The sequence below is a fragment of the Acidianus infernus genome, assembly GCF_009729545.1.
GTDB lineage: Archaea > Thermoproteota > Thermoprotei_A > Sulfolobales > Sulfolobaceae > Acidianus > Acidianus infernus.
This window is the reverse complement of sequence record NZ_WFIY01000004.1, coordinates 675,683-695,797: the sequence shown is the minus strand read 5'-3', so window position 1 is coordinate 695,797 and position 20,115 is coordinate 675,683. Positions and strand designations below refer to the sequence as shown.

General features: G+C 31.9%; 27 protein-coding genes and 5 tRNA genes. 25 read left to right on the top strand and 7 right to left on the bottom strand.

Annotated elements, in window-relative coordinates; genetic code table 11:
• On the bottom strand, nucleotides 1-513 hold the full coding sequence (locus tag D1867_RS04285; protein ID WP_155862949.1) for a TFIIB-type zinc ribbon-containing protein: 513 nt from the start codon (nucleotides 511-513) through the stop codon (nucleotides 1-3).
• 63 nt (nucleotides 514-576) lie between these two features.
• Here D1867_RS04285 and D1867_RS04280 point away from each other — a divergent pair, with 63 nt between their 5' ends.
• From D1867_RS04280 to psmB, 3 genes are read left to right on the top strand one after another with little or no spacing between them, the layout of a single operon-like run.
• Complete coding sequence (locus D1867_RS04280) at nucleotides 577-963, top strand: hypothetical protein (RefSeq protein ID WP_155862948.1); 387 nt, start codon at nucleotides 577-579, stop codon at nucleotides 961-963.
• A 1-nt stretch (nucleotide 964) separates the two neighbouring features.
• Nucleotides 965-2,245, top strand: coding sequence for a histidine--tRNA ligase (gene hisS / locus D1867_RS04275; RefSeq protein ID WP_155862947.1), 1,281 nt, complete (start codon nucleotides 965-967; stop codon nucleotides 2,243-2,245).
• A 29-nt stretch (nucleotides 2,246-2,274) separates the two neighbouring features.
• Entirely contained in the window at nucleotides 2,275-2,865 is a 591-nt protein-coding gene (psmB, locus tag D1867_RS04270) for an archaeal proteasome endopeptidase complex subunit beta (protein ID WP_155862946.1), read from the top strand.
• Between the two features lie 2 nt (nucleotides 2,866-2,867).
• Here psmB and D1867_RS04265 read toward each other — a convergent pair whose 3' ends face one another.
• Complete coding sequence (locus tag D1867_RS04265) at nucleotides 2,868-3,257, bottom strand: DNA-directed RNA polymerase subunit G (protein WP_155862945.1); 390 nt, start codon at nucleotides 3,255-3,257, stop codon at nucleotides 2,868-2,870.
• A gap of 53 nt (nucleotides 3,258-3,310) precedes the next feature.
• Here D1867_RS04265 and D1867_RS04260 point away from each other — a divergent pair, with 53 nt between their 5' ends.
• Together D1867_RS04260 and tgtA are read left to right on the top strand one after the other, a co-directional pair.
• On the top strand, nucleotides 3,311-3,751 hold the full coding sequence (locus tag D1867_RS04260) for an Lsm family RNA-binding protein (protein ID WP_048054564.1): 441 nt from the start codon (nucleotides 3,311-3,313) through the stop codon (nucleotides 3,749-3,751).
• Nucleotides 3,751-5,226: a tRNA guanosine(15) transglycosylase TgtA gene (tgtA, locus tag D1867_RS04255; RefSeq protein ID WP_338078096.1), complete on the top strand. Its 1,476-nt coding sequence runs from the start codon at nucleotides 3,751-3,753 to the stop codon at nucleotides 5,224-5,226. Before D1867_RS04260 ends, tgtA begins: the two co-directional genes overlap by 1 nt.
• Here the strand turns inward: tgtA and D1867_RS04250 are convergent.
• Genes D1867_RS04250 through D1867_RS04240 form a run of 3 tightly spaced genes read right to left on the bottom strand, consistent with a single transcriptional unit; the run spans nucleotide 5,206 to nucleotide 7,590 of the window.
• Complete coding sequence (locus tag D1867_RS04250; protein WP_155862943.1) at nucleotides 5,206-5,922, bottom strand: proteasome assembly chaperone family protein; 717 nt, start codon at nucleotides 5,920-5,922, stop codon at nucleotides 5,206-5,208. The two genes, tgtA and D1867_RS04250, sit on opposite strands and share 21 nt — an antisense overlap.
• The gene (locus tag D1867_RS04245) at nucleotides 5,906-6,421 is read right to left on the bottom strand and encodes a PUA domain-containing protein (protein WP_155862942.1); all 516 of its coding nucleotides are present in this window, start codon (nucleotides 6,419-6,421) and stop codon (nucleotides 5,906-5,908) included. The genes D1867_RS04250 and D1867_RS04245 overlap by 17 nt, the downstream gene beginning before the upstream one ends.
• Nucleotides 6,418-7,590: a proteasome-activating nucleotidase gene (locus D1867_RS04240; protein ID WP_155862941.1), complete on the bottom strand. Its 1,173-nt coding sequence runs from the start codon at nucleotides 7,588-7,590 to the stop codon at nucleotides 6,418-6,420. Before D1867_RS04240 ends, D1867_RS04245 begins: the two co-directional genes overlap by 4 nt.
• A 67-nt stretch (nucleotides 7,591-7,657) precedes the next feature.
• Between D1867_RS04240 and D1867_RS04235 the strand changes: the two genes are divergently transcribed.
• The 12 genes from D1867_RS04235 (at nucleotide 7,658) to D1867_RS04180 (ending at nucleotide 13,220) form a co-directional block, all read left to right on the top strand.
• The gene (locus tag D1867_RS04235; protein WP_420809288.1) at nucleotides 7,658-8,152 is read left to right on the top strand and encodes a multiprotein bridging factor aMBF1; all 495 of its coding nucleotides are present in this window, start codon (nucleotides 7,658-7,660) and stop codon (nucleotides 8,150-8,152) included.
• The gene (gene hflX / locus D1867_RS04230) at nucleotides 8,149-9,243 is read left to right on the top strand and encodes a GTPase HflX (RefSeq protein ID WP_155862940.1); all 1,095 of its coding nucleotides are present in this window, start codon (nucleotides 8,149-8,151) and stop codon (nucleotides 9,241-9,243) included. The genes D1867_RS04235 and hflX overlap by 4 nt, the downstream gene beginning before the upstream one ends.
• A 74-nt stretch (nucleotides 9,244-9,317) precedes the next feature.
• Nucleotides 9,318-9,830, top strand: a complete 513-nt coding sequence (gene tfe, locus D1867_RS04225) for a transcription factor E (protein ID WP_048054891.1) — start codon at nucleotides 9,318-9,320, stop codon at nucleotides 9,828-9,830.
• Nucleotides 9,811-10,782 carry a DNA cytosine methyltransferase gene (locus D1867_RS04220; RefSeq protein WP_155862939.1) on the top strand — a complete coding sequence of 324 codons (972 nt, stop codon included), beginning with the start codon at nucleotides 9,811-9,813 and terminating at the stop codon, nucleotides 10,780-10,782. The genes tfe and D1867_RS04220 overlap by 20 nt, the downstream gene beginning before the upstream one ends.
• Complete coding sequence (locus D1867_RS04215) at nucleotides 10,754-11,200, top strand: RecB-family nuclease (protein WP_338077954.1); 447 nt, start codon at nucleotides 10,754-10,756, stop codon at nucleotides 11,198-11,200. The genes D1867_RS04220 and D1867_RS04215 overlap by 29 nt, the downstream gene beginning before the upstream one ends.
• A 44-nt stretch (nucleotides 11,201-11,244) precedes the next feature.
• Nucleotides 11,245-11,319 (top strand) — tRNA-Val (locus D1867_RS04210).
• 176 nt (nucleotides 11,320-11,495) lie between these two features.
• Nucleotides 11,496-11,584 (top strand) — tRNA-Tyr (locus tag D1867_RS04205).
• A 64-nt stretch (nucleotides 11,585-11,648) separates the two neighbouring features.
• A complete protein-coding gene (locus D1867_RS04200; protein WP_013775614.1) occupies nucleotides 11,649-11,879 on the top strand; it encodes an LSM domain-containing protein in 231 nt (76 codons plus the stop codon).
• A 12-nt stretch (nucleotides 11,880-11,891) separates the two neighbouring features.
• Entirely contained in the window at nucleotides 11,892-12,077 is a 186-nt protein-coding gene (locus tag D1867_RS04195) for a 50S ribosomal protein L37e (RefSeq protein WP_155862938.1), read from the top strand.
• Nucleotides 12,078-12,992 carry a polyamine aminopropyltransferase gene (gene speE, locus D1867_RS04190; RefSeq protein WP_155862937.1) on the top strand — a complete coding sequence of 305 codons (915 nt, stop codon included), beginning with the start codon at nucleotides 12,078-12,080 and terminating at the stop codon, nucleotides 12,990-12,992.
• Nucleotides 12,993-13,023: 31 nt separating this feature from the next.
• A tRNA-Ser gene (locus D1867_RS04185) sits at nucleotides 13,024-13,131 on the top strand.
• Nucleotides 13,132-13,135: 4 nt separating this feature from the next.
• Nucleotides 13,136-13,220, top strand: a tRNA-Leu gene (locus tag D1867_RS04180).
• Between the two features lie 242 nt (nucleotides 13,221-13,462).
• Here the strand turns inward: D1867_RS04180 and D1867_RS04175 are convergent.
• A tRNA-Leu gene (locus D1867_RS04175) sits at nucleotides 13,463-13,568 on the bottom strand.
• 261 nt (nucleotides 13,569-13,829) lie between these two features.
• On the opposite strand from D1867_RS04175, the gene D1867_RS04170 reads away from it, so the two are divergent.
• From D1867_RS04170 to spn, 8 genes are read left to right on the top strand one after another with little or no spacing between them, the layout of a single operon-like run.
• Complete coding sequence (locus D1867_RS04170) at nucleotides 13,830-14,129, top strand: 50S ribosomal protein L21e (protein WP_152940119.1); 300 nt, start codon at nucleotides 13,830-13,832, stop codon at nucleotides 14,127-14,129.
• A 6-nt stretch (nucleotides 14,130-14,135) separates the two neighbouring features.
• The gene (locus D1867_RS04165) at nucleotides 14,136-14,477 is read left to right on the top strand and encodes a DNA-directed RNA polymerase subunit F (protein ID WP_155862936.1); all 342 of its coding nucleotides are present in this window, start codon (nucleotides 14,136-14,138) and stop codon (nucleotides 14,475-14,477) included.
• 38 nt (nucleotides 14,478-14,515) lie between these two features.
• Nucleotides 14,516-15,175 (top strand): DUF655 domain-containing protein, encoded by a 660-nt coding sequence (locus D1867_RS04160; protein ID WP_155862935.1) that lies wholly within the window; start codon nucleotides 14,516-14,518, stop codon nucleotides 15,173-15,175.
• Nucleotides 15,172-15,828: a 16S ribosomal RNA methyltransferase A gene (locus D1867_RS04155; RefSeq protein WP_155862934.1), complete on the top strand. Its 657-nt coding sequence runs from the start codon at nucleotides 15,172-15,174 to the stop codon at nucleotides 15,826-15,828. The genes D1867_RS04160 and D1867_RS04155 overlap by 4 nt, the downstream gene beginning before the upstream one ends.
• Nucleotides 15,780-16,373: a HemK2/MTQ2 family protein methyltransferase gene (locus D1867_RS04150; RefSeq protein ID WP_155862933.1), complete on the top strand. Its 594-nt coding sequence runs from the start codon at nucleotides 15,780-15,782 to the stop codon at nucleotides 16,371-16,373. The genes D1867_RS04155 and D1867_RS04150 overlap by 49 nt, the downstream gene beginning before the upstream one ends.
• Nucleotides 16,351-17,037, top strand: a complete 687-nt coding sequence (gene trmJ, locus D1867_RS04145) for a tRNA (cytidine-2'-O-)-methyltransferase TrmJ (protein WP_155862932.1) — start codon at nucleotides 16,351-16,353, stop codon at nucleotides 17,035-17,037. The genes D1867_RS04150 and trmJ overlap by 23 nt, the downstream gene beginning before the upstream one ends.
• 32 nt (nucleotides 17,038-17,069) lie before the next feature.
• Nucleotides 17,070-17,696: a 30S ribosomal protein S3ae gene (locus D1867_RS04140; protein ID WP_155862931.1), complete on the top strand. Its 627-nt coding sequence runs from the start codon at nucleotides 17,070-17,072 to the stop codon at nucleotides 17,694-17,696.
• Nucleotides 17,668-18,885, top strand: a complete 1,218-nt coding sequence (spn, locus tag D1867_RS04135; RefSeq protein WP_155862930.1) for a bifunctional sugar-1-phosphate nucleotidylyltransferase/acetyltransferase — start codon at nucleotides 17,668-17,670, stop codon at nucleotides 18,883-18,885. The genes D1867_RS04140 and spn overlap by 29 nt, the downstream gene beginning before the upstream one ends.
• Here spn and D1867_RS04130 read toward each other — a convergent pair.
• A complete protein-coding gene (locus D1867_RS04130) occupies nucleotides 18,882-20,087 on the bottom strand; it encodes a redox-regulated ATPase YchF (protein WP_155862929.1) in 1,206 nt (401 codons plus the stop codon). The genes spn and D1867_RS04130 overlap by 4 nt on opposite strands.
• Nucleotides 20,088-20,115 lie beyond the last annotated feature (28 nt).

Below are 20,115 nucleotides of genomic sequence, written 5' to 3'. Positions count from 1 at the left end.
TTAATCTAATAATTCTTTATTCATATATTTTAACTCCTTAGGTAATTTATATGTAATTTTTCTAAAATATTTCTCATTTATATGTAATTTTTCTAAAATATTTCTCATTTTTTTGCATCTATACCCTGCTATATAGAAACTTAAAGCTACCCTTATTTTTATTTTTCTTCCGCAAAATATTCCGTTTTTCTCTAAATATTCATATACTTTGTATACTTTCTTATCCATGTTAAGTAAACTTAAGGCTAATTCTCCGTCTTCGGTTATAAATTTCATATTTTTCTTATTATTAATTATCCTAAATTTATTTGATACAGTTTCTGTTAATTTTATGAAATTTCTTGTTTCTTTTCTTTCTGAGAGGTTTTTATTTAAATCTATTATATCTTCAGAGGTATCTATTTGAGAATAATCGTAAAGTGTATCAATTACACTTCCACATGATGCACAAACTATATTTCCATGTATATTATCCCATATTAAATCATTTGAGCCACAATATGGGCATTGCATGATAATTTTTATCGTTGAATAATCATTATAACTTAATTGTTACTAAGTACATTAGACTGAGATATGACTGAAACTGAGGTTGAAGAATTGCTAACTAAAATTATGTCTAATAAAATTTCAGATAAAGATTTGCAAGCTTTACAAGCCATATATGGTAGTGACAAACATTTTTGGAATAAAATTTCAGTTATTGTGGATTTAAAGTTAAGATCTAAGAAAGCTAAAATCTCTAATAAATTTGATAACGTAATATATTTACAGGATTCAAGCGAGAAGGTGATTGGTATAGTTGTAATTTATAATGAAAACGAACCTTTGAAAATAAATGAAATATTTAAATATATTGAAATGGCTAAGTCGTCTAATATTGATGCATATCTAGCCATAATAGACAAGTATGGAGACATAACTTATTATAATCTTTCTGAGGTATCATTATCTAAGGGCTGATATGGTATCTTATGAACCTTTAAGAGGAATGAAAGATTATTTTGGTGAAGATGCTGAAAAAATTAGATATATAGAGGAACAATTTTCAAAAATTGTGAAAAAATCAGGATATATGGAAGCTATAACACCAATTCTTGAAGAATTTGAATTATTTGCATTAAAAGGCGGAGAAGAGTTAAGGAATACAATGTACACATTTGTTGATAAAGGCGGAAGAGAAGTAGCCTTAAGGCCAGAATTTACGCCTAGCATAGTAAGATTATTTCTAAATTCTATGCAACATTTGCCTAAGCCAATTAGACTATATTATATTGGGACCGTTTATAGGTACGATGAACCTCAGTTTGGTAGATATAGGGAATTCAGGCAAGCCGGAATAGAAATGCTGGGTGAATCTTCAATTAATGCCGATTTAGAAGTTTTAAGTATATTATGGGAATTTTTTAAGAAAATTGGTTTGGAAAATATTACTATAAAAATAAATAATATAGCAATATATAGAGAACTTTTTTCAATGTTAAAAATGTCTGAGGATCAAGAAGATCATTTATTGCATTTAATCGATAAAGGAAATAAAGATTCTGTAATAGAATATTTATCTAAAATTTCAGAATATAAAATTCTAAATATAATAAGGGAAATGCTATATAATTCCATATCCAAAGAATCGGATTTTATTGAGTTAATCAAAGATTTGAATAATGAGCATTCAAAAGTTTTAGAAAATCAAATTTCAAGACTTTTTAAAATTTATGAAATATTAGCTAAGCTTAATGTTCCAATAAAAATTGACTTATCACTAGTAAGAGGCTTGGCATATTATACTGGAGTAATTTTTGAGGTCACCCATCCTTCAGTATCTTTTAGTATTGCTGGAGGTGGAAGGTACGATAATTTAGTACAACTCTATGGCGGGCCATCTACACCTTCTATAGGTTTTGCAATAGGAGTAGAAAGGGTTTTAAGTGTTTTACAAAATTTAAAAATTAAAGATAATGTTAGGAAAATTGCCATAATTCCTCTAAATGAAAATGTAATTGATTATGCACTTAAAGTTCTTTTCATCTTGCATGAAAACGATATTCCTGCAATATTGAACACAAAAAATATTTCGTTATCTAAGATAATACCAATTTTATTGGATATGAACGTAAATATAGCCATTATTATCGGAGAAAATGAAAAAAAGGAAAATAAAGTCTCAATAAAAGATTTAACAACAAGACAGCAAAGTTCAATATCACTTAACGATCTTTTGCCTTATATAAGGCAAATAATTTAAACTTTGTACAAAGACTTATAGTGATAATTATGGAAGAGTTACCCTCAACTGCAGTGGGAATAAAGTTAAATGATGGCATAATCTTAGCCGCTGAACGTAGGTTAAGTTATGGAGGTTATGTCCTAAGTAAGTCTGCTAAAAAGGTTCATATAATAGGCAGATTTGGAATAGCTGGTGCAGGACTTTTTGGAGATTTACAAGCTTTAACTAGAATAATGAATGCTGAAATAAAATACTATGAATTATATAATGAAAAGCCTATATCTACTAAAGCAGCGGCAAAACTACTATCTATTATATTATATCAATATAAATATATGCCATTTATTTCTGAAATTCTATTTGCAGGAGTCGATAATGGAATTCCCCAATTATATGTCTTAGATCCATTAGGTTCTCTTTTAGATGATGTATACGCAGCAGTAGGTTCTGGAGCTAGAGTTGCCATAGGCGTTCTTGAGGCAGAATACGATCAAAATATGTCATTAGATAAAGGCAAGGAAATAGCAATAAAGTCTATTAAAGCATCTATAGAAAGAGACGTAACTTCTGGGGATGGTATTGATATCTTGATATTGGATAAGTCTGGAAAAACATATACAGAGTATATTCCTTATTAATTTTATTTTGATTTTATTACACAGAAATATACATGATCCATTATATTAAATCCGTATTTATTAAGGAAACTTGAGTCGCTTTCTATTTTAACTAGTAATCCAAATAAGGATATTATTGTGACGTACGTTTTCCTATTTTGATTAATTTTCTCTTTTTCTGTAACTATATATCCATGACCACAAAAATCATTCTGCGTGAAACTAGGCTTTGACCTAGATATTATAACATTAACCTTTTCATTATTATTAAAAATATTGATCTCTGATGTAACATCTAAATTTATATTAATATCTTGACATTTTATATTTACTACATATAAATCTCTAAGTACGCCCTTTTGAATAGACGCTATTGTCCCTTCTTCATTAAATTCATAATTTATGCGTTGCAAGGTTTTTCACTTCATTATTTAAATCCTTGTATATTAATCTTATGTTGACCGTTATGAGTATAAGTCGTAGAGTAGTTTATGATATAAATTCATTAATAGATAAAACTGTAATAATAAAATTAACTAATGGAAAAACTTATACTGGTCAATTATCGTCTTTTGAAATAGATCCTTTTATGGTAAGTATATCAAATGCTAAAGATAATGAAAACAATGTTTATTATAAAGCTATAATAAATGGTAGTATTATTTCAGAGATTCTAATAAAGAACGCTCCAATTTTTGATGTAAAAGAGTTCGCTAGTCTAATAGAAAAGTCCTTAAATTTAAGGCCTGGCGATATTAAAGTTTATGAAGAAGCAGGAGTTATAACTGTCCTAGAGAAAATTAAAGTAACAGAAAACGGTGTTGAAGGTAGCGGACCTCTTGCCCAAAGAATTTATGACCTATTTAATGAGTACGTAGAAAAGAAAAAGAGAGAGACTTCAAGATGATTGGAGATTTTGAGGTAAAAGAAGAAGACTTAGCAGGTAGAATAGGCAAATTAGAAACTTCACATGGTATTTTAGAGACTCCGGCTTTTTTCCCAGTAGTTAATGTACTAAAAAAAGAGATATCCATTAAAGATATTATGGCAGTTGGATTTAATAGTATAATAACTAATGCATATATACTTAAAAAAAATAATATAGTTAAGCAAGATATACATAAAGAACTTGATTTCAATTCAATTATAATGACCGATTCAGGAGCATATCAGATCTTAGAATACGGTAATATAGAAGCTAATAATAGAGAAATTGTAGAATATCAGAATCAAATAAAGCCAGATATTGCAGTAATTCTTGATGTACCGACTGGAAAATTGGAAGATAGAGAAGAAGCGAAAATGACTGTTGACGAAACATTAAGAAGAGCTAAAGACGTAGAAAGTATAATAAATACCGAAAATATAATATGGACTCATCCAATTCAAGGAGGAAGATTTTTAGATCTGCTTCAATATTCTGCAGTAGAAGCAAATAAAAGAGAGAAATATAAATTACTAGCATTAGGTAGTCCTACTGTATTAATGGAAAAGTATGATTATGATACATTAATTGATATGATATTTACAGTTAGGTCATCTATAAGTAGAGGAAAACCATTACATTTATTTGGTGGAGGTTTACCGCATTTAATACCTTTTGCAGTAGCATTAGGAGTAGATTCCTTTGATTCTGCATCGTATATATTATATGCTAGGGATAATAGGTATATAACTAGATCTAGGACATTAAAGCTTGAAGAGATAGACAGTTTCCCGTGTAGTTGTCCAGTGTGCTCAAGATATACCCCTCAAGAGCTTTTAGAGATGGATGAAAACGAAAGAACTAGACTACTAGCAATTCATAATTTATATAAAATATTAGAAGAAATTAGAGAAACAAAAATAGCTATAAAAGAAGGAAGATTATTTGAATATTTACAAGAAAAGGCATTTTCTCACCCTTCAGTATATTCTGCGTTTAAGAGATTGCTTAAATATGCAGAATATTTGGAAAAATATGACCCAAGAGTAAAAGGTGAGATAAAGGGATTATTTTTATATGACGAGAATTCTATAAAAAGACCAGAAATTATTAGACATTATAGATACCTTGACTTAATAAAGCCAATGCATGAAAAGGCAATAGTTATTTGTGGAGATAAGTTTGCACAACCATTCATTTTAGATCCTTTTATTTTAAAAATTGTTAATGAAAAATATATGGAGGCAGATATATACATAGCTTATCCATTTTACGGTCTAATACCAGTTCTAGTTTCTGAGTCTTATCCATTGTCTCAATTTGAAATTCCAAAGTCACTATCAGAGAGTGTAATTAGAATATCCTCAGATAAGGCTAATAGCATATTAAAAGCTAAATACAAAAAAGTCGAATTAATAGAATGTGAAAATTCAAAGTTACATATAATGCCTATCTAATCCACTTCTACTTATTTCTTTTTGGATATTCTCTAATTGCTTTTGAAGTTCTTCTTCTAATTTTTTGGCGTCTTCATAAAGTTCGGTAACATCAATATTAGTTCCTAGAATTTTATTTATGGCATCTACAGCAATTGCAGCAGCGGCAGGATCTATTCTTTCTCTGTCTGCATAAGGTAAGAGGACTATTGCTGGAAGATCCTCAATTTCTGAATAGATAGTAAATAATGCTAAAGGTCCTACCATTATTAATTGCTTCTCTAATTCTGGATAAGGTAAATTTATTGTACTTTTAGAAGTTTTAAGCCATCTAAGCTCTTCTGAACTTTCCTTATATCTCTTGTCAAGTCCGCCTATTAGTATTATATTCTTTACTTCGAGTTTTTTAAGCCACATTATGGTATCCTTAGCAAAGGAGTTCCATTCACGTTGGAAAGGTAATAGATGATTTAGTAGCACTATAGTATGCAATTCTTTATCATAAAACAAGTCAAAAGGCGTTGCTATGCCATATTCGTCTAAGAAAGTGACATCCCTAAGATACTTTGTTGTTATAAATCCTATTCTTTGTAATTTGCGTTTTAGCACTATGTATCTTGATGCAAGATATCCAGTTTCTCCTATTGTTCTAAATCCAGTTATAAATGTGGATCCTTTTAATTCATCTTCAGTTATACCCTTAAGAATTACCTTCATTTTTATTCCTCTCCTTTACAATTACAGCTACTCCTCTTTTATATTCGATTATCTCCTCTGCTGATAACTTTAATCTACCTACAGCTATTATATTATCGTCGCTATCGACTACTATAACTTGGTCTCCAGCTCTTAGACTCTTATCTACTTCAATTACATGTTTTGCGAAAACGTTTCCAGAATATCTTACAACTTTTGCGATATCATATGGAATTATTACTCTAAATCTAGGAGGTTTGGAACAAATTTTAATCTTTTTGGCAGAATTTAAAGTCAGCGAGAATAAATTGTCTTGAGCCCTTAAAACTAAAAATAAATTATTATCTATTAGGATATTTCTTATTCTATTAGTATTTATAGATCTTTGAATAAAAAAGTAATTTGAGTCATCAAATACGCAATCAGCAATATCATAACCGAACTGGTACGCAAATATATTCTTTAAATAAAAAAATTCGAACTCAGATACCTTTTCTGGATAAGTTACAAATTCTCTCATGTGTATTTCTCTTCTCTTCCTTTAAATTCTTCCTTTCTTTTAGATTTTACTTTATTTATGGCCTCTATAAAATGGTTCATTTCTATGATTCTTTTATTCTCTCTTATCGCTAAGTATCCAGCTTCAGTACACACATTTTTAATATCAGCACCGCTAAATCCTTCAGTAAGCTTAGCTAATATGTTAATATCAACATCTTTACTAACTTTCATTTTTGAGATATAGATTCTGAAAATCTCTTTCCTACCATTAAAATCTGGTAACGGAATTTCTATTATTCTATCAAATCTACCCGGTCTTAATAAAGCCGGATCTAAAATATCTATCCTGTTTGTAGCTCCTATTATCTTTACATTATCTAAGGGCTGAAATCCATCTAGCTCTGCAAGCAATTGCATTAAAGTTCTTTGTACTTCTCTTTCTCCACTAGTTCCTAGGTCTATTCTTTTTGCACCTATTGCATCTATTTCGTCTATAAACACTATTGAAGGGGCCTTTTTCCTAGCTAACTCAAAGACTTCTCTTACAACTCTTGCTCCTTCACCTACAAACTTCTGAGCAAATTCTGAAGCAACTACATGAATAAAAGTTGCATTGCTCTCTGTTGCTACAGCTTTAGCCAGCATAGTTTTTCCTGTACCCGGAGGTCCATATAGAAGAACACCTTTAGGAGGTTGAATTCCTAATTCTTTAAATATTTCTGGATTCTTTAAAGGTAGTTCTATTACTTCCCTAAGTTCTTGAATTTGTTGAGATAGACCTCCTATATCCTCATACCTAACATTAGGTTTCTCCAATACCTCCATCGATTTTACAAATGGATCATTTCTTTCAGGTAGTATTTTGACTATTGCAGAGCCTCTTTGATTTAACGCTACTGATTGACCAATTTTAAGGCTTTTAATATCTATATCGCTACTTACTGTAACTATCAAATTTGGTCCAGATGTACTTCTAACTACCACTTTTCCATCGTCTAAAATATCAAGTACTACAGCCTCTATTAGAGGAGGGCTTAATAATTTCTCTAGTTCAGATTTATAGTAATTTAATTCCTTTCTTAGACTTTCAGTTTCAGCTTGTAACGCATTAATCTTTTCTTCAAGCAACTTAATTATTTGCTCATAATCCTCATTATTATCTCTAGAAACATCTATTTCTCCAGACAAGCTTAATCCATATCATTTCTTAATGAGATAGACTAAAAATGTTTGCCACTATTTATTACTTGTGAGCATTCAGAAACAACCACAAAAATACTGTGAAATGTGCGGCATGCCAATACGTGGAAAAGGTTTTACGGTGGTCTATGAAGGTAGTGTAATCACCGTTTGTGAAGCATGTTACTCAAAGATTAAAAAATCTGCTAAAATTTATGAAGAAAGACCTAAAAAAACACAGATAATAAAACAACAGAGTCAAAATATCAATAACAAAAAACCAGAAATAGAAGTTGAAGTAGTGGACGATTACTATAAAGTAATTAAAAGTGCAAGAGAGCGTTTAGGCCTTACTACTAAACAATTAGCGGAGAAAATGAGAGTTTCTGAAAATATAATAAAGAGATTTGAACAAGGCAAATTGAAGCCTACAATAGAACAAGCAAAGGAATTGGAAAAAATCTTATCAGTGAAATTACTATATACAGTGCCAAACGAGGAAACACAGAGAGTAGAGAAGAACTTTGAACTTACTTTAGGAGATATAGTAAATATAAGGGAAAAGAAATGAAAGCAATTCTGTTCTCATCGGAGGAGTATCTGGACGAAGCTAAAATATTGTCTGAAACTGCAGGATATGAAATTGTTAGTATATATAAACTTCCAAAAAAGCCAAATCCGTCATATTACATTCAAGAAGATAAGTTAAATAAGTTAAAAAACGAGAATATTGATGCTATAATAGTCTTTGATCTCTTAAAGCCTAGACATTTTATTAATTTAAATAAGGAATTAGGAGGAAAGATGAAAATTTTAGATAAGCTTTTACTGCTATTGGAAATTTTTGCTTTGCATGCTGGATCAAAGGAAGCTCAGTTACAAATTGAGCTAGCTAAATTAAAATATGAATTACCTATAATTAAAGATGTTTACAAAAAGCATAAAATATCTGAGCAACAAGGTCTATTAGGAGCAGGAGTTTATGGAGTAGAGTCAATACTTAGACTGTATCATAGAAAAATTGCAAAAATCTCAAAGGAGTTAATGCATATAAAGGAATTAAGAGAATCTCAAGTAAAGCAACACGAAAGTAATGGTATACCAACTGTAGCTATTACTGGTTATACAAACGCTGGAAAGACTTCAATATTTAATATACTAACTGGTCTCCACCAGAAAGTGGATTCCTCAATGTTTACAACTACTGCCCCTAAAAGATTTAAAATCTCTATAAACGGGCAAAAGCTGATGCTTGTCGATACTGTAGGTTTTATTAGAGGAATTCCTCCTCAAATTATTGAGGCGTTTTTCGTTACTCTATCAGAAATTAAGTATGCAGATATTATACTTCTAGTAGTAGATATATCCCTTGAAGATACATTAATTCTTGAAATGTTAAAGTCTTCATTTTCAACTTTAAGAGAATTAGGAATCTCTGGAAAACCCATACTAATAGTTGCTAATAAAACAGATAAGATACCTTATGAAGAAATAGATAGACGCTCAGATTTAATATATAAAATAAGTAACGAAATATATTCTCCTATTATTGGTATAATTCCGTTTTCTGCTAAAACTTTGTACAATCTATCTAATTTAAAGACAAAAATAGCAGAAAGTTTATTAATGTATTATAATCAGGAAAAAAAGGAAATTACATAGGTAATCTATAAAAACGTCTAGAAGAATAATATATAGGTAGGCGAGCGCAATTGACTAGTAATGTAGACGAGCTTATACTAAATTTAGCTAAGAGCTTATTAGGAGAAGAGTATACAGAACTATTGGAATTTCTTTTAAATAAAAAGACTGAAATGACTGATGACGAAATAGCTAATGAGTTGGGTATAAAAGTTAATGAGATAAGAAAAAAGCTCTATGCATTAGCAGATCAAGGGCTTGTTAGTTATCGTAAAAGTAGAGATAAGGATACAGGTTGGTATATATACTATTGGAAAGTTAATACTGAGCAAATTAATGAAATACTATTAAATAGAAAAAGGGAAATTTTAGAAAAATTAAAAGCAAGATTAGAGTATGAATCTAATAATGAATTTTATATGTGTCCAGAAGATAAAAGTAAATATACCTTTGATGAAGCGTTTGAGAACGAGTTTAAATGCCCAAAATGTGGATCTCAATTAATATATTATGATTCCAGCAAAGTAAGACAAGTATTAGAGAAAAAAATTAATGAGTTGCAAGAAGAGATAGATAAAGAGACTAAACTTGGAGCTAAAAGTAGTTGACTTATTTTCTGGAGCAGGAGGATTCTCTTTAGGGTTTAAAAACCAAGGATTTAATATAGCCCTGGCTATAGATATAAATCATGCAGCGGCTAGGACGTATGCTGAAAATTTTCCTTCGACACTTGTTCTAGAAGAAGATATAAGAAATGTTACTGGAGAAGAAATAATAGACATTTTAGGTTCAAGTCCAGATATTTTAATAGGAAGTCCTCCATGTGAAGGATTTACCGCTGCCAATCCATCTAGACTAAAAAATCCGGTAGATAGATTATACTTGGATGAAAGGGGGTCTTTAACACTAGAATTTATAAGACTTGTAGGGGAATTAAAACCTAAGATTTTCGTAATGGAAAACGTTCCTGCAATAGTTGAGACCAAGGAATTAAAAGATGCTTTAATACTTGAATTCTCAAAAATAGGATATGAGCATATTTATTTTAATTTTCTAAGGGCAGAAGATTACGGTAATCCTTCCAGAAGGTTAAGAGTGTTTATCTCTAACATACAAATAAACCCACCAAAATTAGCTAAAAAGGTTACAGTTCATGACGCGATATCAGATTTAGATGGGAGAACAGACGTTCCTAATAATGAGATTCATGAGATCTCTGAGAAAAAGATGCTAAAAATAAGTAAATTAGGCTTTGGCGACTATTTAACAATGTATAGGGGAAGTAAGAAAGAAATTCCGCTTTATATTAGGCTAGATCCTTTTGACTTAGCACCCACAGTTTTAGGAAATTCAAGATTTATTCATCCTTATCATGATAGATTCTTAACAGTAAGAGAACAAGCTAGATTAATGAGCTATCCTGACGAGCATGTCTTTATAGGAAGTAAAGATGAACAGTATAATCAAATAGGCGAAGCAGTTCCAGTAGCCTTATCAACTGCTATTGCATCATATATTAAGGTGAAAATACGTGAAGAATATTATAGTTGGTTTGCATAATATTACAAGTTCACAAAGATTAATAGATTTTGCAAAAATAGTTTTTAATCTTGGTGTGGAGAAATTAGTTGTAACTAAAGCTAGTGGCACTGCAGCACAAGTAGGAATTCCAGAAGTAGGAAAATTAGCCTTTAAACTTAATAAATCCCTTTTAATTTTACCTGATTTGAAAGATTCAATAGAATTATTAAAACCCAGTTCAGTGTATTTAGTATCTTCTAGTGCCAGAGACGAAATAAATATTGAAGATATAAGAAATAAAAAAGATTCGAATCAAATATTAATAATATTCTCTGGCATAGAGAGTGGATTTACAAAAATAGAACAATCTTTAGGTAATTATGTAAAAATTCCTAAATTATCAGGGGATCTAGGACCAGAAGCAGAAGTTGCTATACTCTTGTATACGCTTCTTTAATACGAGGAAAAAACTTTAAAGAGCGTTAAGTCAAAATAAAAAATGGGCCCGTAGTCTAGCCTGGTTAGGACGCTGCCCTTACGAGGCAGAAATCCTGGGTTCAAATCCCAGCGGGCCCACTTTTGCGTTCTACTCTTTTGGTAGAATGATACGTAAATGCAACGGCAAAGGTAAAAATTGTACTAAATACTTATTTATAGACTGAGAAAAGCCTATATGCATATAACAAGCAAAACGATTAAGCTTTCATTAAAATAACTTTTTTAATCCTTAAAGTAAAAACATAAATCGGAGACCCGCCGTAGCTCAGCCCGGTTTAGAGCGCCCGGCTGTAGATAGGGGGCAGTTACCGGGTGGTCCGGGGTTCAATTCCCCGCGGCGGGACTTCCTTCTTAGTGAAAGATAGATTTTAAACTCCTTTTGCTTCAAAATCATTTAAGGTGATATTTTGGCAGAAACCGCACATAAGGTGCTTGCAGAATCATTAGGTAGCTTAGTATTAGTTAAATTAAAAGGAAACAAAGAGGTAAGAGGACTATTAAAAAGCTATGATCAACATATGAATTTGGTATTATCAGATTCCGAGGAAATACAAAGTGATGGCAGCGGAAAGAAGATTGGTACTATAGTAATTAGAGGAGATAACGTAATTCTTATATCCCCAATACAACAAGCATAAGTGTGATTGAAAATGAAAGGAACACCATCATTTGGTAAAATGAATAAAGGTGCTACACATATTAGGTGCAGAAGATGTGGAAGAAATGCATACAATCCGAGGAAGCATTATTGTGCAGCATGCGGATTTGGTAGATCTAAGAGAATAAGGAGATATAGTTGGCAGAATAAGAAGGTTAATGGAATAAGGTTAGTTTAAATGAGCCAGTTTGGCTGGAGTTGGCATTTAGAATGGCAAAGTCCTTGTGAATTTCATGGCCATTTAATAAATAGAGTAATTGTTGATTTAAAGACGCAATATCAAAGAGTTATGGTAGCAGAGCTTGCAAGGTTTGGTAAGGTATTAATAATAGATGGTAAGATTCAGTCCAGTGTAGCCGATGAGTATATATATCATGAAACTTTAGTTCATCCACTAATGCTTAGTGTTGAAAATCCAGAAAACGTATTAATTCTAGGTGGAGGAGAAGGAGCAACACTTAGGGAAGTATTAAAGCATAAGACCGTCAAAAAAGCTACAATGGTAGATATAGATCAAGCAGTTATAGATTTTGCTAAACAATACTTAACCGAATGGCATAGAGGATCTTTTGATGATAAAAGAAGCAGGATTATAATATCGGACGCAAAGGATTATATTGAGAAAACCACCGAAACTTATGATGCAATAATTCTAGATTTGACGGATCCCATAAAGGGTAATACCTCATATAAGCTATATACAAAAGAATTTTACGAAAAGATAAAATCAAGATTAAACAAAGGAGGAGCAATGGTAACCCAAGCAACTTCTCCATCATTCTCCTTATGTGTTTTCTCAACAATTTTCAATACGCTTAGGCAAGTGTTTAAGCTAGTGTCTGCATCAATAGTTTATGTTCCAGCGTTTGACGGGTTATGGGGATTTGTCTACGCTTCAGACTATGTAAATCCAATATCTTTAACTAAAGAGCAAGTTAACAAGAGAATTAAAGACAGAATAGAAGGCGAACTCAGATTTTATGATGGAGAAACTCATTCAATGATATTTAGTATGCCAAAAGATATAAGGCAATATCTTGCAAATGAAAAAAGAATATCGACGGAAGAGAATCCAATATATGTCCCAGCTTGATTTTTAAGCCTTAATTTCTAATTTTATACTTGCCGGGGTGCCCGAGCGGACTAAGGGGGTAGGCTCGAGACCATTTCCAGCTAAAAGCGAGCGACCTACTGTCCGAAAGGACGCGCGGGTTCAAATCCCGCCCCCGGCGTATTGCGGGGATGCCCGAGCCAGGACGAAGGGGGTAGGCTCAGGCCCTACTGGCGAAGGCCTTCGCGGGTTCAAATCCCGCTCCCCGCACTTATTATGATGAGAGTCCCGACCAATGAAAAATGATTGGGACTCTCAGCCAGCGCTGATTAAAGCTAATAAAAAGAAATAAAAGTATTAATTTCTTATATGATATTAATAATTATTAAAAATTGTACTGTTTATTGCTCAAATTATTATTTAATTATGGCTTCATTTTATTTAAAAGTGTACAATACGTACAATGCATTGAGTCATATAAATACTTAATATCATATCAAACGAAATAGACATGCGGGGGGTGGGATTCGGACCCACGCAGGCCTTCGCCAGCGGATATCTTATCTGGCGGGTGGCATCTTAAGTCCGCCCCCTTTGACCATGCTCGGGCACCCCCGCACGTAAGTAGAAATTAGAATGTACAACTTAAATGTTTTTCCATAATCTTTATAGAAGGTATCTAAGAAGCTAATTAAAGTTTAATTTAATCTTCTTTCGTCTTTAATTTTTAATATTTATTTTATAAATTAGACATTAATACATATTATTATCCATGTAATTTTGTCCCTTTGCACGTCTTTCAAGTATTAGAGGCTCTTTGCTTATAAGACTGACCAAAAATTTAATTATAGGTATGTTTATGCTATTTTGGGTAAGATTATGGTATCTCACTCTAAGGGTAACAGAACCAGGTCGAGAAATCTTTTGAAGAAATCTCCTAGAGAAAGAGGCGCAATTCCATCCTTAAGTTCATTAATGTATGATTATAAGCCTGGAGATAAGGTAATTATTAAAATAAATTCTGCAATACATAATGGGATGCCTCATAGAAGGTTTCAAGGGAGAGTTGCAGAGGTTGTAGGTAAGAGAGGTAGAGCTTACGAGCTAAAATTACGTGTGGGTAACAAGGAAAAATTGATAATTGTGAGACCAGAGCATCTTAGGTTATTTAAGCAGTGAGGTAGATTGTCCTCAGTTATTATAGAGGAGGAGCATTATATTCCATATTCAGTAGCTAAGAAGTATGTATATGAACTAATCAGAAATGGTAATAACTCGAGTATCTTACAAAGAACATATGAATATCTTAATTCAATAACTAAATGTAATGACGAAGATGCTGCTAAACTTATGGAAGAGCTAGCTCAATTAGTGGAAAAAGAAGAAATACGGGCTGTTATAGCAAGTATATGCCCAACTACAGTAGATGAAGTCAGAAGTATTTTGGCATCTGATAGCAAGAATTATGGCCAAGAAATTCTAGAGAAAATTGTAGAACTTGTTAAGAAGTATCTTCAAAAAGGTTGATATTTTTTATTAAGCTAAGCGTAATTGATTATAGTGGAATGATGGCTGAGAATAGAAGGCCGTATGAGAGGAAAGTAGAAAGAAGAGTTGAGAGAAGGGAAAAGTTCGCGTACGTTTTAGATTATCTGAGAGAAGGTAATCCTTTAGATAAGCATAAAATTCATAAAAATAGGCCTTTTGCTCAATTACTTGGTACAGATTATTTCATGTTAATGGAAGCTTCTACAATTAAGGAATTGCAAATTGAAGAGAAAGTGGACTTAGAAAATCCTTCCTTCGGCATAAAGGTAGATTTTATAATTTCCTATGATGACTTAACTTCAGTAGCTAAAGATACTTTAAATAGGGTTATCAAAAAAATAATTGAAGAAAAAGAGAAGTTGTTTGTAGAATTCTTTAATAAATCTGAGCCTTTAACTCTTAAGCTCCATGCATTAGAACTTTTGCCTGGGATTGGTAAGAAAACTTTAAGGGAAATTTTAGAAGAGAGAAAAAAGAAGCCTTTCGAATCATTTAAGGATATTGAAGATAGAACCGGAATAAAGAATATTATTGATATAATAGCCGAGAGAATTCTTATCGAAATAGAGAGAAAGGACAAGTATTATTTATTTGCTTATCCTATAGACCATAAAAAGCCTCAAGCTACACAGCAGCAAGAGATTATTTATGTTGGATATTTGGAGAAGTTAAAATGAAACTTTCACAAAATTTTTTGGTTAATGAGTTTTTTATTTCTAAATTTTCATCCTATGTAAAAAAGGATATAAAGCCAGTAGTTGAAGTTGGATGTGGTAAAGGTAATATTTCCAGGCTCATTGATCCTGATTTATGCATAGAGATTGATGATAAATTCATTAGGTATCTTAAAGCTTATAATCTTATTATCGCCGATGCGAGATTTTTACCTATAAAGAGAGGTCAGATAGTCTCCTCCTTACCTTATTCTATTACTGAAGATTTTTTCTTGGAAGTAAGTAAACTGGATCAAGTAGTCAGTTTAGTTTTAATCTTACAAAAAGATTTTATGGATAAAATATTGAATTACGCTACTTATATTTCTTTTCTACTTAACTATATTTTTGATATTAAAACTCACGAAGTTATTCCTCCTTCAGCTTTTACTCCAAGCCCTAGGGTTTATTCAATTATAGTAACTTTTATGAGGAAAAGGGTATATAATGCAAAAGTAGACGAGTATTTAAAATGTGTTAGCAGATTTAGGAATAAGAAATTAAAAAACGTAGGAGAATATTGTGGCTTTACATCTAATAGCGAAAAGCGTGTGAGGGAGTTTAAACCATGTCAAGTTATAGAACTATTGAATTTAATGGGATTAAATTATGTATAAACGACGAAGTTTATGAGCCTGCAGAAGATACCGAATTGCTGCTTTCAATTGTTAAAGTTAAGAAAGGAGAAAAAGTTATAGAAATTGGTTCTGGATCTGGCATATTTAGCATAATTTCAGCTAAAATGGGTGGAAAAGTATATTCCATAGACATTAATCCTTTCGCGTCTTTAGCTACGTTATGTAGTTCTAAGCTTAATAACCTTGATATAGACGTTATTAACTGTGACATGTTAACGTGTTTAAGAAATATAACATTTGACGTTGGTATATTTAATCCGCCATATTTGCCTTTTGAAGAGTACGATGATTGGATAAAATATAGCTGGTCTGGAGGCAAATCTGGATCTGAGGTTTTAGTCAATTTTATTAACACAATATCTGCTAGAAGACTATATATATTGTATTCTTCTCTGTCTAACGAAGATAAAATATTAGAGGCTATTAGAAGAAGGAAAATGGTAATTAATAGGAAAATAGAAAAAACTTTTGGCTTTGAAAGGCTTATAGCATTAGAGCTTAATGCTGAGGGTAGTGTTAGTTGAGCCTGAAGGAGAGTACAATGTAGGTTTTGTAGCTAGATTATGTAAAAATTTTGAAGTAGATGAATTATTTATCGTAAGACCAAAATGTGATATTAATTCTGCAATAAAATTTTCTGCGAAAGGAGAGAGTATTTTGCGTAACGCTAAGATAGTAGATAACTATGATGATGCACTAAAAGATGTAGAGATAAAGATAGCAACTTCCAGTATTGCTAACAATAAAGGAGACATTTTAAGGAAAGCGGTATTTCCTTGGGAATTACCAAGTATAATGAAATCAGAAAAGATAGCGTTAATTTTTGGTAGAGAAAGTGTTGGGTTAACGAGAGAAGAAATAAGTAAAGCAGACTTCCTTCTTTTTATACCAGCTAATCCTAATTATCCTACCCTTAATTTATCACATGCAGTAGGGATTGCTTTATATGAGATATGGAAGGCAAAGCATGAGATCAAACCCAAAATAACTAAGGAATCTATAGACCTCTTAGATAAATACGCAAAAATTCTATATGATCTAATAAAAAGGAGTGAAGAAGATTATGTGCTGTATATTGCATTGAAAAGAGCCTTAATTAAAGGGATAAATGATGAAGAAGAAGCAAGAACGGTAATAAAATTTCTTAGGAGACTTTATACAAGAATTTTGCATGAAGATAAAGAATGATCTTATATACCCAAGTATTAATGTTTTTATAAATGTCGTCAAAATCCACAAGTGCAATTAGAGATAAATGGAAGTTAAAAAAATGGTATACTATATTGGCTCCTAAAGTATTTGGAGAAGTTGTATTAGGATCCACGCCAGCATTTGATGTATCTTACACTATAGGTAGGAAAGTAGAAACTACGCTTTATGACTTAACTGGAGATTTTAGCATGGTTTATGTACATCTTTATTTCAAGGTAGTATCTCATGATGGCGATAAACTAATAACTAGCTTTTATGGACATGAATTATCTAGGGATTATGTTAGATCTTTAGTTAGAAGAAAAAGCTCTAAAATTAATGAAATTACTGATGTAAGAACTAAGGACGGTTATTTATTACGTGTTAAAGGTCTTGCTTTAACTACTTATAGAGTACACAGAGAACAAAGGACTGCAATAAGAAAAATTATGGAAGATTTAATAAAGAAAGACGCAGAAGGACGCACTTTTGACGAATTTGTTCAAGATATGGTGTTTGGAAAGCTAGCTAATGATATATTTAATGAGGCTAAGAAAATAGCACCATTAAGAAAAGTTGAGATAGAAAAATCAAAGTTACTTGAAGCTCCTTCTCAGGAGGTCACAGTTGCAAGTAGTAATCCTAGCAGCGGGTAAAGGAGAAAGATTAGAGCCAATTACTCATACTAGACCTAAACCTTTTGTTCCACTTTTAGGTTCTACATTAATTGAAAGAACTATTAATTCTATTAAGGAGAGAAATATAGGTAATGAAATTTTAGTAGTAATTCCTTCAGATTATCCCGAAGAATATAAGGAATTTTACTCGAGGCTTAAAGATGTAAAACTAGTTAAACAAAAAACAGATTACGGTACAGCCTCTGCCTTACTGAGCGTAAGAGATGAAATTAAGGACGAAGAATTCCTCTTAATATATGGGGATATTCTTGTAGATGAAAATGCCATAGAGAAAGTTTCTTCAGCAGCTCGTAACGCGATTCTTGGAGTGAAGGTAAATAACCCACGCGATTTTGGCGTGCTAAATATCTCAGAAGATGGTTATTTGAAGAATATCTTGGAAAAACCCCAGAATCCTCCATCCAATTTGATAAATGGTGGAATTTATAAGTTAAGTAGTAAAATATTTGAATATATAGATAAAATTTCCAAATCTGTTAGGGGTGAATATGAGCTAACAGATGCAATAAATTTGTTTTCTAGCGAAAATAAAATAGAAATAATAAAATATGATGGATTGTGGATGGATATTGGAAAACCTTGGGATATAATAGATGCTAATAAGGCGCTTTTAGATATAGAAAAGCCTAGAATTCTAGGAGAGGTTGAGGATGGAGTAAAAATTAAAGGTAAAGTTATAATTGAAGAAGGTGCAAGAGTTCTTCATGGTACATATATAGAAGGTCCAGTTTTTATAGGGAAAAATTCAATAATTGGCCCTAATAGTTATTTAAGACCTTATACAGTTTTATGTGGAAATAATAAGATAGGAGCATCAGTAGAGGTAAAAGCATCAGTAATAATGGAAAATACAAAAGTTCCACATTTAAGTTATGTAGGTGACAGTGTTATTTCTGAAGATGTTAATTTTGGTGCAGGTACTTTAGTTGCTAATTTAAGATTTGATGAGGCAGAAGTTAAGGTTTTTATAAAGGGTGAGAGAGTTTCGTCTGGAAGAAAGAAGTTAGGAACTTTTATAGGAGCCCATGTTAGGACTGGGATAAATGTATCTATTTTACCTGGAGTTAAAATAGGAGCATATGCAAAAATATATCCCGGTGCCGTAGTTAATAGAGACGTCAAAAAGGGGGAATTTTATAAAGGCTAGCCGTGGGCCAAACTTGAGACTATCTTGATTACGTCTCTATCTTGTAATTGGTAATTTTCTCCGACTCTAATTTTCTTTCTTGCGTCTATTGCATATAAAAATCCTTTAGCTAGGTCACTATGTATTACTGCTGCCAGATCCTTAGGCGTAGATCCTTTCTTAATTAGGATAGCATCTGGTAATACATTACCGTTTCTATCTGTTAGCTTTCTCTCATCTTCAACTGGGAATACAGTAATCATATTTAAAGCTCCAAAGACAGCCTCATTTATAGCTTGTTGAACTCCAGTATTTCCATAAACGTCTAGTACGTTAGTTTTTATATAATCCAATGCTTTACGTTGTTTTTCAGGCAAATTGCTAGTCTTTATTTTAAATTCTTTTTCTCCAGGGATATAATCTATTAGTCCATTTTTAGCCGCTTTTCTTAACGCTAATTCTGCCTCTGCACTAGTGGGAATAAGAAACTTGTATTTTTCTTTTAATCTATCTATATTTTTTCTAGCTATAGGTATATCATCTTTATTTGCGGCTATTACGATAGGTTTCGAAATTTGTCTTAAAGTAATCCCGAATCTTCTTATGTCTTCTTCACTCCACTGCATAAATTTTACATTTTCCAATTTACTCTCCTTTAGACTTTGAATTATTTGTTCTCTGTTTATAGATAATCCTGAAAGCTTACTAAGTAATGCGTCTATTGGATCCTTATTTCCTAGATCGGTTACCCTAGCGAATTTTTCCCAGTCTTTCTTGATAATTGAGATAAACCATTCATTTATCTCGTCCTCTACAAATTTTATATCTTCTTCTGGATCTCTACTACCTGGCTCTACTGGAACTCCTTCCTCATTAGTAGAGCCACTTGCATCTATTACATGAATTAGTACGTCTGCCTTCCTTAAATCGTCTAAAAACTTGTTTCCCAATCCTCTTCCTTCATGCGCTCCAGGTATTAGTCCTGCTACATCTACCAATTTTATTGGAATAAACCTATAATCTCCTATACATATTGAATTTCTTGGGCTGCATTTAACTTTGAACTCATTATGAACGCACAATGTTTTAACGTATGCCATTCCTACATTAGGTTCTATTGTAACAAAAGGCCTATTTGCTATTTCCACATCTACTAATGTTGCTGCTGAAAAGAAAGTACTCTTACCAACATTTGTCTTTCCAATAAGGCCTACTGTAATCATGCATTTTCCTCCTAATAAGATAGGCATC